Source organism: Actinomyces sp. (assembly GCF_030524025.1).
Taxonomy (GTDB): Bacteria; Actinomycetota; Actinomycetes; order Actinomycetales; family Actinomycetaceae; genus Actinomyces.
This window is the reverse complement of record NZ_JAUNHI010000048.1, coordinates 1-10,009: the sequence shown is the minus strand read 5'-3', so window position 1 is coordinate 10,009 and position 10,009 is coordinate 1. Positions and strand designations below refer to the sequence as shown.

The following is a 10,009-nucleotide window of genomic DNA, read 5'->3' as shown; positions in this document are numbered from 1 at the left end:
GCGGACTTTTAATCCGAAGGTCGTGGGTTCGAGCCCCACGGGGGGCACCGTCTCGCGGCGCGCCGGCACGAACGGCGCCGGCACCCAGCCGTCCGCGGTGCGGGTGGGCATCAGGTCGTCGATGCTGACTCCGAACAGGCCTGCGAGGATGCCTGCAGGCCCATGGCAGTCATGGGCCTGCAGTGGCCGGCGTGGACAGGTGGGACAGGCGTGGACAGGCGACGGACGAGACGCGGGCGCAGGACGGTGGTCGACACCACTGTCCCTGGCGATCGCATGAGGTCCCGCAGCAGGCGGAGGCCTTCGCCGCCACTGTGGGCCAGGGGTTAGCTGACCGTGGTCAAGGTGGGGGCGCGCGCCGTCTCGGTGTCGTCGTAGCCGATCACGGCGACGCCCACCGGGACGCCGTTGGCCGGCGCGAGCACGCCGCGCCCCGGGACGAGGTCGGCTCGTGGGCGAACGGTCCGCGTCCCGGGGTGGGCGATGCTGGCGCTCTAGACCTCGGCCGCAGTCGAGGCGGCCTCGTCGTCGGAGGACTTGTCGGCCGTGGGGACCCGCGAGCCGACGCCCTGGCCGGGGGCCGTGCGGTCCACCGACAGGGCGAAGTCGTCGCCGTGGGCGCTCACGCCCTGGACGACGGCGTGGTCGATGGCCTCCGCGGCGTACTTGCCGCGCACGATGCGCGGGTCGTTCTGGAGGTCGCGCATGAGCGCGACGACCATGGCGATCATGACAACGAGGAAGGGCAGGCTCGCCACGATCGTGATCGACTGGAGCCCGGAGAGCGCGTCCTCCCCGCCGATGACCAGCATGATCGCGGCGACCGCCCCGGTCACGACGCCCCAGAAGACGACCGTCGTGCGCCTGGGCTCAATGGTCCCGTTCTCCGACAGGGTGCCCATGACGATGGAGGCGGCGTCGGCACCCGAGACGAAGAAGATCGCCACGAGCACCATGACGAGCACGGATGTGACCTGCTCCCAGTGCATCGTGCCCAGGAGGGCGAACAGGGTGGACTCGGCGTCACCCGCCTCGGACAGCCGCTCGCCTGCCTGCTCGGCGTGAATGGCGCCGCCACCGAAGATGGCGAACCACACGAGCGAGACCATCGAGGGCAGGAGCAGCACGCCGGAGACGAACTGGCGGATGGTCCGGCCCCGGGAGATCCGGGCGATGAACATTCCGACGAAGGGCGTCCACGACACCCACCACGCCCAGTAGAAGATCGTCCACCCCGACAGCCAGGCGTTGGCGTCGGGACCAGAGGCGCCGGTCATCGAGGACATCTGCATGATGTTCTGCATGTAGGTGCCCAGTGTCGTCGGCAGGAGGTTGAGGATGAAGACGGTGGGGCCCAGTACGAAGACGAACAGGGCGAGCACGACGGCGAGCACCATGTTGATGTTCGACAGGTACTGGATCCCCTTGCTCACGCCCGAGACCGCCGAGAGTATGAAGCAGATGGTCAGGAAGGTGATGAGCACGACGAGGAAGATGTTGCCGACCTCGCCGGCCCAGCCCACGATCTGGGCGCCCTTGGCGATCTGCAGCACGCCCAGGCCCAGGGAGGTGGCCGAGCCGAACAGGGTGGCGAAGATGGCGAAGATGTCGATGATCTTGCCCGCCGGCCCGTAGCTCTGGCGCTTGCCGATGAGCGGCTCGAAGACCGCCGAGATCGTCAGCGGCCTGCCCTTGCGGAAGACTCCGTAGGCGATCGCCACACCGACGACGGCGTAGATCGCCCACGGGTGGAGGCCCCAGTGGAAGAGGGTGGTGGCCATGGCGGTGCGCACGGCGTTGTCGTCGCCGGCCTCGACCGTTCCCGGAGGCGGGGCGACGAAGTGGGACAGGGGCTCGGCGGCGCCGTAGAACATGAGGCCGATACCCATGCCCGCACTGAACATCATGGCGACCCACGATGTCGTGGAGAACTCGGGGTCCTCCCCGTCGCGTCCCAGGGGGATCGCGCCGTAGCGGCTGGCGGCCAGCCACAGGATGAAGAAGACGAAGCCGGTGGCCGCCAGGGCGAAGAGCCATCCGGTGTTGTCGACCACCCAGGTCAACCCCGCCTGGGAGGCGTCGCCCAGGGACAGCGGCGAGAGTACTCCCCACAGGACGAAGGACAGGGAGACGACTGCGGTGACGCCGAAGACGATCTTGTCCAGCTTGCCGGGCTGCTCGTCTCCGAGATCCTCGGCCAGGGGCTCGAGTGCCGGGTGGTTGGCGTCCAGCACCGTGCCCTGCCTCGTCATGCGGGCGATGCCGGCCGAGGACTGCTGGAGGAGCGTGCGCGTGCGCCGCCGACCCGCTGGGCGGTCGGCGGGACGGATGCGCCAGGAGGTGGGACGGCGGACGGAGGTACGGGGTGTGGGTTCGGTGTCAGGGGCCTGCACAGGCTCAACTTCCTCACGAACAAATCGGCGATGTGGGCCCGTGCAGCCTATAAGAGGTGCTGTCGCGAGGCCGGGTCAGATCACGATCAGGTCACGTACAGGCCACGCCCGGCCCCGCGCCGCTGCAACGATAATCGGGAACCCGCGCGATCTTGGACACATCATCGCCGGGCAGGCCCATCAGCGCTGTCCGGACCCCGCCCCCGGCCCCTTCGCAGTGCCCCGCCCACGGCCGTGCCCGCTGCGGGCGCGGGCAGCGCCGCCGCCGGTGGCGGGCCGACCCGAGCCCCCGGCGCCACGGGCGCGGCCCGACTGGCCGCGGCCGGACTGTCCATGGCCACGGCCCTCGCCCCCGCGCCGTCGCGACGCTGCGGAGGCACGCGGGCGCCCTGCCCGACCCTCCTTCGACCGGCCCGCCGCCCCGCCCTTGACGGCCACGCCCTCGGGCATGTCCTCCGCCGCCACGACCGGGGCGACCTGGCCGACCAGGCCGGTCACGACGTCGTCGCCGGGGCCGACCTTCTCGATCCCGGCACGGATCCGCGCCTTGGAGAGCAGGACCTCGACGTCGCGCTTCTGCTCGGGCAGGACCAGGGTGACGACCACGCCCCGTGCTCCGGCGCGCGCGGTACGCCCCGAGCGGTGGAGGTAGGCCTTGTGCTCGGCGGGCGGGTCGACGTGCACGACGAGCTCGACGCCTGTCACGTCGATGCCGCGCGCGGCGATGTCGGTGGCCACCAGGACGTGGAGGGCCCCGGAGGTGAAGGCACTCATGGCGCGCTCACGGGCGTTCTGGCTCATGTTCCCCTGCAGCTCGGCCGCCGGGATGCCCGCCTGGGTGAGCTTGCGGGCCAGGCGCCTGGCAAGGTGCTTGGTGCGGGTGAACAGGATCCGGCGCCCGGTCCCCGAGGCCAGGCGCACGACGACCTCGTCCTTGGCCGCCTTGTCCGCCACGAGCAGCACGCGGTGGTCCATCGACTGCACCGGGGCGACCGCCGGGTCCACCGAGTGCAGAAGGGGGTCGTCGAGGAACTCCTTGACGATGGCGTCAACACCGTTGTCCAGGGTGGCCGAGAACAGCATCCGCTGGCCCGCCCGGGGCGTGGCCCGCAGGATGCGCCGCACTCCGGGGAGGAAACCGAGGTCGGCCATGTGGTCGGCCTCGTCGAGCACGGTGATGGCGACCTCGTCGAGGCTGATGACGCCCTGCCCCATGAGGTCGAGCAGGCGGCCGGGGCAGGCCACGACGACGTCGACGCCCTCGGCCAGGGCCTTGACCTGCGGTTTCTGGTTGACCCCGCCGAAGACGGTGGTCACCGTCATGTCGACCGCCTTCGCCAGGGGGGCGATCGTCTCGGCGATTTGGAGGGCGAGCTCCCTCGTCGGGGCCAGGACCAGGCCGATGGGGTGTCCCGGTCGGGCGCAGTCCTCCTCGGCCAGCCGTTGGACGAGCGGCAGGCTGAAGGCCAGCGTCTTGCCGCTGCCGGTGCGGCCGCGGCCCAGGACGTCCCGGCCGGCCAAGGTGTCGGGCAGCGTGGCCGCCTGGATCGGGAAGGGCTCGGTGAAGCCGCGGGCGGCGAGGTCGGCGACAAGGTCGGAGTCGAGGCCGAGCGCGGCGAAGGTGGTGGTGTGAGGCACGAGGGTCCTGTCAGTCGGTTCCGCCCGGTCGGGCGGAACGGGGTGCCGGCGTTCATGCTCGACGGCGCCGCACTCGCGTGGGGCGACGCCGGAGCCGAGGCACCAGCCGGGCCGCGGCAGGGTGCCGGGCCGAGAGGCCATTGTGCCCCACCAATCCCCCGTGCGGCCACGACGCGCCCGAGCCCGACGACGCCGTGCAAGCCGGCCATCACCGCCTTCCCATCGCCTACGATGATCTCCCCGCCGGCAGCGCCGACAGCACCGACACTGCAGTCAGCCGCCGGCCGCATGAGAAGGCCGAGGAGACGCGGCATGCCCCTTCCTGTTGACCACCTCGTCGTCATGGGTGTGTCGGGCTGCGGCAAGACGACCGTCGCCTCCCTGCTCGGCCGCGCCCTGGAGCGGCCGGTGGCCGAGGCCGACGACTTCCACACCGAGTCCTCGATCCGCAAGATGCGCCGAGGCATCCCCTTGAGCGACGAGGACCGGGCGCCCTGGCTGGAGGCCCTGCGCGCCTGGATGAACGAGCAGGCCGGGTGCGGGGTGCGGACGGTCGTGACCTGCTCAGCGCTTCAACGCTCCTACCGCGACCTGCTCGCCGGCGCCGAGGGCCGGGTCCTGTTCGTCCACCTCCTCGCCGATGAGGAGGACCTGCGCCGACGCATGACGCAGCGCTCGGGGCACTTCATGCCCGCCTCCCTCCTGCCCTCTCAGCTGGCCGCGCTCGAGCCGCTGGAGCCGGATGAGGACGGCATCGTCATCTCCTCCCGCCCCACCCCCGGCCAGACGGCCCGAGCAGTCCTGACCGCCCTCCGGCAGGTCGGAGGGCCGTCGGTGGATGCCTGAGGCGGACGCCGTGAGTGGAGTCCCGCGCCACCGGCGCCGCGAGGGACCTGCATCGTCCGAGCGACAACCGGCATCGACACGACGGTCCGGCGCGTGCTCGCACGACTGGCCTGACCCCGCCCCCAGCTCAGCGGCTCCCGGCCGCGCCGCCGGACCGGGATCCTGACTCCTGGCCCGGCCGCGTGGGACGAGCCCGGGCAGGCGGTCCGCTCAGGGCCGGCGCCCCGGGACGGCGGTGCGTCGGTGCCGGCCTCCGGTCCCGGCCAGGGCGACGGCGGCGCTGACCAGGAGCAGTCCGAGCACCTCCCAGGCGTTGGGCACCTGACGCAGCATGACTAGGCCCACGAGCAGGGAGGTCGCCGGCATGAGGGAGGACAGCAGGGCGAAGGCGTCCGAGGTCAGCCGACCCATGTTGACCTGGTCGAGGCCATAGGGAATGACCGTGGACATGACGCCCACGCCCAGCACCATGAGGATGCTGCGCGTGTCCGCCAGCGCGGCCGAGGCGGTCGGAGCCGCCAACGGCAGGTAGACGAGCGCGCCGGCGGCCGAGGCCACGGCCAGCGAGTCGACCCCGCCAGTCCCCGCCGCGCGCCGCCCCAGGAGGATGTAGGCGGCCCAGGCCGCCCCGGCGCTGAGCGCCAGAACCACACCGAGGCGCTGGGAGCCGTCGGACAGGTCGAGCCCGAAGCCCGAGATCGCCGCCACCCCGGCCAGCGCGAGGAGTGCGGCCACCCGCGGCCGCCACCCGCGGCCGGTCGCCAGGGCCACGACCACCGGCCCAAGGAACTCCAGGGAGACCGCCGTCCCCAGCGCGAGGTGCCCGATCGAGGCGTAGAAGATGACGTTCATCGTCGACATCGCCACACCGAACAGCGCCGCGGTCACCAGCGCCCGGCGCGTCCAGCGCCGCCGCCAGGGGCGTCGCCAGGACAGCAGGACGAGGGCGCCGATGAACAACCGCCACCATGCCACCGTCGTCGAGGGCATGGCGGCGAACAGGGCCACCGCCAGCCCCGCACCGACGTAGGTCGACGTCGCGGCGCCGATGAACAGCACAGGCGCCGGCACGGCGCGCAGGGCTGCGCCCGGGCGGGGGAGGTCGGCCGGGCGGAAGGGGAGCACCCTCCCATTGTGCCCGCCGCACGGCCAGAGCCCTGCCGCAGGCCCCTGCCGCCGGTCTCGACCGCCGGACCTCATGGCCGACGGTGTTGGCCCTCCCCGCGGCCGGGCCCCTGCTCAGCCCAGGAGCGCCGTGGCGAGCAGGACCACCGGCACGAAGCCGGCCGTCGTCAGCAGCACGCTGTCGCGCGCCAGGGACTTGGCCGCGCCGTAGCGGGAGGCGTACATGAAGACGTTCTGCGCCGTCGGCAGGCTCGCAGTCGTCACCGGCACAAGCAGCTCCCCTCCCCGCAGGCCGAGCGCAAGCCCCAGCCCCAGGGCGAGGGCGGGCAGCACGAGGAGCTTCCAGGCCACCGCCGTGCCCAGCGCCCGCCCCGATCCGCGCCCGTCACCCGCTGTCGCACCGGTGCCACCCGCCGAGCCACCCGAACCATCCGCAGTCGGGGCGGCCCCGGACACCCTCATCCCGGAGGCCGCCAGGCTCATCCCCAGAGCGAGCATCATCAGAGGGACGGCGGTGCGCCCGATCAGATCGACGAACTCGTAGAGATGCCCCCCGAGCACGCCGGGGAGGTCGACGCCCGCGAGGTTGAGGACGGTGCCCGCCACAACCGACAGGACCAGCGGGTTGCGCAGCGGGATGGTGTAGGTCGCCAGGCGTGAGGGGTTGCCGCGGCGGGTGACCGTGTCGAGCACCGCGAAGGTGGCCGGGGTGAGCACGAGGAGCTGGAGGAGGAGGATCGGAGCGATGGGCGCCGCGTCACCGGCCACGAGGACGAGTACCGGGATCCCCAGGTTCGCGGCGTTGACGTAACCCGATGCCAGCGCGCCGATCGTCGCCTCCGCCACGCTGTGGCGCAGGACGAGGCGGTGGACGAGCCACGCCGACACGATGCCGATCAGCTCGGCGCCCACCGAGGCCGCAGTCGCCGCGGAGAGCACCGCGGTGAGGTCGGCCGCCGCGAGGGTCGTCACCATGAAGGCGGGGGTCGCCGCGAAGAAGCACAGCCGGGTCAGGACGGCGTCGGCGCGCGCATCGACCGCGCCCGAGCGCACCAGCGCCCAGCCCACGGCGATAACCGCGGCGAAGACGGCGAGCCCGCCCAGGACCTCGACCATCAGTGGGTCGGGGGCGGGGGCCCGGGGCGGTGGCCACTCATCTCAGGCGACCGGCTCGAGGTCCACCCAGGTGCCCGCGTGGTCGGAGACGATGAAGGTCCGGGTGCCCGAGCCCACGACACCGAGCACGGGCACCGCGCTCCCCGAAGGCCGTTCCTCCACGAGGGCCTCGGCGGCCAGCGGGCGTCCGTCGGGGCCCACCGGCCAGGGGTCGGTCAGGACGTGGTCGATCCGGTGGTCGGGGCGGGCGGCCGGGAAGGTCCCGCCCTCGCCGACCTGACGGGCCAGGCCCAGTCCGGCGACCTGGTGCGGGCGCATGTTGAGGTCGCCCGCCAGGATGTGGGGGCCGGGCAGCGTGGCCAGCGCCCCCCATGCCGCGGCGAGCTGGGCGGAGGCGATGTCGATCCTCGTGGCCAGGTGGGTGGAGGCCACCGCCAGCCCACTCAGCCCCGACACGGCGCCATCGGGCAGCGCGATGGTCGCAGCGACCATGTTGCGCATCGTCGAGGTGAACAGCGCGTAGGAGCGCGGGTCGAGCGCCCGTTCGCCTCGGCGCACGACCGTGGCCGGTCCGCGGCCCAGGCGCTTGACGTGCCAGGAGGACACCGGGTGCCGGGTGAGCAGCGCGTTGCCGAAGCCCGCGGGCGGGCGCCCCTGGAGCGCCCGGACCGGGCCGAGGAGGTCGTCGGTGTGCCCCGCCAGCGCCGAGCGCAGGGGCCGGCGGCGCAGCCCGGCGACCGGCCCGGCGTAGGTGGCGGCGAAGCGGTAGTCCTCCCAGCCCAGGCACTGGGCAAGGACCGCCGTCTGGTCGAGGTAGCCCGAGCGGGCCTGGCCGTGGTCGACCTCCTGGAGCAGGACGACATCGGGGTCGAGCTCGGCGATCTGGTCGGCCAGGGCGGCCAGGACGGCCCGGGCGGTGCCCGGGTCGGAGATGTCGGCGCCCGCCAGCGAGCCGGAGGCGGCGCTGCCGTCGCCCGCCCCGGCGCCCGGCTGTCCGTGCTGGAGGTTGAGGGTGAGGACACGCAGCATGTCAGCCCTCCCTCGATGCGGTGGCCTGGGCGCCGGGCGCCTTCCGCCCCTCGCCGTGCGCCTCGTCAGGCTGGGCGGCCTCGAAGCTGAGGCTGACGGAGTTCATGCAGTAGCGCTGGCCGGTGGGCGTGGACGGGGCGTCGTCGAAGACGTGGCCGAGGTGGCTGTCGCAGGTGGCGCAGCGGACCTCGGTGCGCACCATGGCGTGGGAGGTGTCCGTGCGCAGGGTCACCGCGTCGGTGCGGGAGGGGTCGTAGAAGGAGGGCCATCCGCAATGGGAGTCGAACTTCGTCGAGGAGCGGAACAGCTCGGCGCCGCAGGCCCGGCAGCGGTAGACCCCCTCGCGGTTCTCGTGGAGGAGCGCCCCGGTGCCCGGACGCTCGGTGCCCGCCTCCCGCAGGACGTGGTACTCCAGCGGATCGAGGAGGGCGCGCCACTGGGCGTCGGTGCGCACCACGGCGACCGGGTCAAGGGCCGGGTGGAGGGACGGGCTGACGGCGGGGCCGGGTCGCGCGCCCTCCCGACGCTCGTCCCGGCTCGCGGCTGAGGCTTGGATCGGCTCTGTCACAGTCCCATCGTCGCGCGCCACGGCCCGTTGCGCGAGCACCGTTCACGCAGCGGGGAAGCCACCCGGGCAGGCAGCCGCCGGCGCGGCGCCGGCCGCCGGCCCGAGGACCGGCTCAGTCCCAGCCCAGGTCGTGAAGCCGGGCGTCGTCGATGCCGAAGTGGTGGGCGACCTCGTGCAGGACGGTGACACCCACCTCCTCGACCAGCTCCTCGCGGCTGGAGCACCAGCGCTCCAAAGGCCCTTTGAAGATGAGGATCCGGTCGGGCAGGACTCCGGACCAGCCGCCGTCCCGCTCGGTCAGGGGAATACCGTCGTAGAGGCCCAGGAGCGTGGGGCGCCCCTCCTCGTCGTAGTCGGTGGGCCGAAGCATCTCGTCATCGGGCTCATCGACGACGAGGACGACGACATTGTCCATCTGCTCGGCCAGGTCCTCCGGGATGGCGTCCATGGCGTCGGCGACCGCGGCCTCGAACTCCTCCTCGGACAAGTGCACGGGGGTCATGCCCGGAGCCTGCCATGCCCGAGGCCCACGCGTCACACCCTGTCCCGTGCCGCCCGGGGGAGTCGACGAGGCGGCCCGGGCCGCGGGCCGCCCCTCGCTTCCCCTGGAATCTCGGCGACATCCCGCGGTGAGGAGGGTCACGCCCGGGAGATTTGCCTCCGGGAAGAGTCGGCCCCTAGTGTTCTCACTGGTTCGAGGCGCGGCGACGCCAAGGGCACCAGGCCCCCATCGTCTAGCGGCCTAGGACCCCGCCCTTTCACGGCGGTAGCACGGGTTCGAATCCCGTTGGGGGTACCAGCCCGTGCATGTGAAACATATCGGCTTCGTGCCAGACGAGGCCTCGTGGCGCAGTTGGTTAGCGCGCCGCCCTGTCACGGCGGAGGTCGCGGGTTCAAGTCCCGTCGAGGTCGCGGAGTGGGCCGGCCGGGTCAGCAATGACCCCGGTCGGCCTCATCCCACCCAATATCCCACGGCTCTGTAGCTCAGTTGGTAGAGCGTTCGACTGAAAATCGAAAGGTCACCGGATCGACGCCGGTCGGAGCCACTGCGATAGGCCCGGTTCCCACAAGGAGCCGGGCCTTCGCTCTGCCCGGGAGTCCGTCAGCCACCTCAGCCCCTCACCCGGCGGCATCGAGTGCATACCAGGCTCGCGCCGGGTTCGTACCTTGTGCGTCGGGTGCGTGCCTTGATCGTGCGGTCTGGGCGCACAAGGTACGAACGCGGGGGTGGGTGGGGTGGGGTGGGGTTGTGGTTGATCTTCCCTGGGACCTGGAGTGGGTTGAGGAGTCTTTG

At 72.5% G+C, this 10,009-nt stretch carries 8 protein-coding genes and 3 tRNA genes; 4 read left to right on the top strand and 7 right to left on the bottom strand.

Features of this window, described 5'->3' with window-relative positions:
- Window positions 1-494 precede the first annotated feature (494 nt).
- Together Q4C85_RS11535 and Q4C85_RS11530 are read right to left on the bottom strand one after the other, a co-directional pair.
- Entirely contained in the window at window positions 495-2,252 is a 1,758-nt protein-coding gene (locus Q4C85_RS11535; RefSeq protein ID WP_303142247.1) for a BCCT family transporter, read from the bottom strand.
- A gap of 321 nt (window positions 2,253-2,573) precedes the next feature.
- A complete protein-coding gene (locus Q4C85_RS11530; RefSeq protein WP_303142245.1) occupies window positions 2,574-4,031 on the bottom strand; it encodes a DEAD/DEAH box helicase in 1,458 nt (485 codons plus the stop codon).
- 312 nt (window positions 4,032-4,343) lie between these two features.
- Here Q4C85_RS11530 and Q4C85_RS11525 point away from each other — a divergent pair, with 312 nt between their 5' ends.
- The gene (locus Q4C85_RS11525) at window positions 4,344-4,877 is read left to right on the top strand and encodes a gluconokinase (RefSeq protein ID WP_303142242.1); all 534 of its coding nucleotides are present in this window, start codon (window positions 4,344-4,346) and stop codon (window positions 4,875-4,877) included.
- A gap of 210 nt (window positions 4,878-5,087) precedes the next feature.
- Here the strand turns inward: Q4C85_RS11525 and Q4C85_RS11520 are convergent, their stop codons facing one another.
- The 5 genes from Q4C85_RS11520 to Q4C85_RS11500 all read right to left on the bottom strand — a co-directional run bounded on the left by Q4C85_RS11520 (window position 5,088) and on the right by Q4C85_RS11500 (window position 9,217).
- Window positions 5,088-6,002 carry a DMT family transporter gene (locus Q4C85_RS11520; RefSeq protein WP_303142241.1) on the bottom strand — a complete coding sequence of 305 codons (915 nt, stop codon included), beginning with the start codon at window positions 6,000-6,002 and terminating at the stop codon, window positions 5,088-5,090.
- A 114-nt stretch (window positions 6,003-6,116) separates the two neighbouring features.
- Window positions 6,117-7,118: an AEC family transporter gene (locus Q4C85_RS11515; RefSeq protein ID WP_303142239.1), complete on the bottom strand. Its 1,002-nt coding sequence runs from the start codon at window positions 7,116-7,118 to the stop codon at window positions 6,117-6,119.
- Window positions 7,119-7,160: 42 nt separating this feature from the next.
- Window positions 7,161-8,147 (bottom strand): endonuclease/exonuclease/phosphatase family protein, encoded by a 987-nt coding sequence (locus Q4C85_RS11510; protein ID WP_303142237.1) that lies wholly within the window; start codon window positions 8,145-8,147, stop codon window positions 7,161-7,163.
- Window position 8,148: 1 nt separating this feature from the next.
- Complete coding sequence (gene msrB / locus Q4C85_RS11505; RefSeq protein WP_303142248.1) at window positions 8,149-8,604, bottom strand: peptide-methionine (R)-S-oxide reductase MsrB; 456 nt, start codon at window positions 8,602-8,604, stop codon at window positions 8,149-8,151.
- Window positions 8,605-8,827: 223 nt separating this feature from the next.
- Entirely contained in the window at window positions 8,828-9,217 is a 390-nt protein-coding gene (locus Q4C85_RS11500) for a metallopeptidase family protein (RefSeq protein ID WP_303142234.1), read from the bottom strand.
- A gap of 221 nt (window positions 9,218-9,438) precedes the next feature.
- Between Q4C85_RS11500 and Q4C85_RS11495 the strand changes: the two genes are divergently transcribed.
- The 3 genes from Q4C85_RS11495 (at window position 9,439) to Q4C85_RS11485 (ending at window position 9,761) form a co-directional block, all read left to right on the top strand.
- Window positions 9,439-9,514, top strand: a tRNA-Glu gene (locus Q4C85_RS11495).
- 39 nt (window positions 9,515-9,553) lie between these two features.
- Window positions 9,554-9,627 (top strand) — tRNA-Asp (locus Q4C85_RS11490).
- A 61-nt stretch (window positions 9,628-9,688) separates the two neighbouring features.
- Window positions 9,689-9,761 (top strand) — tRNA-Phe (locus Q4C85_RS11485).
- Window positions 9,762-10,009: the final 248 nt, after the last annotated feature.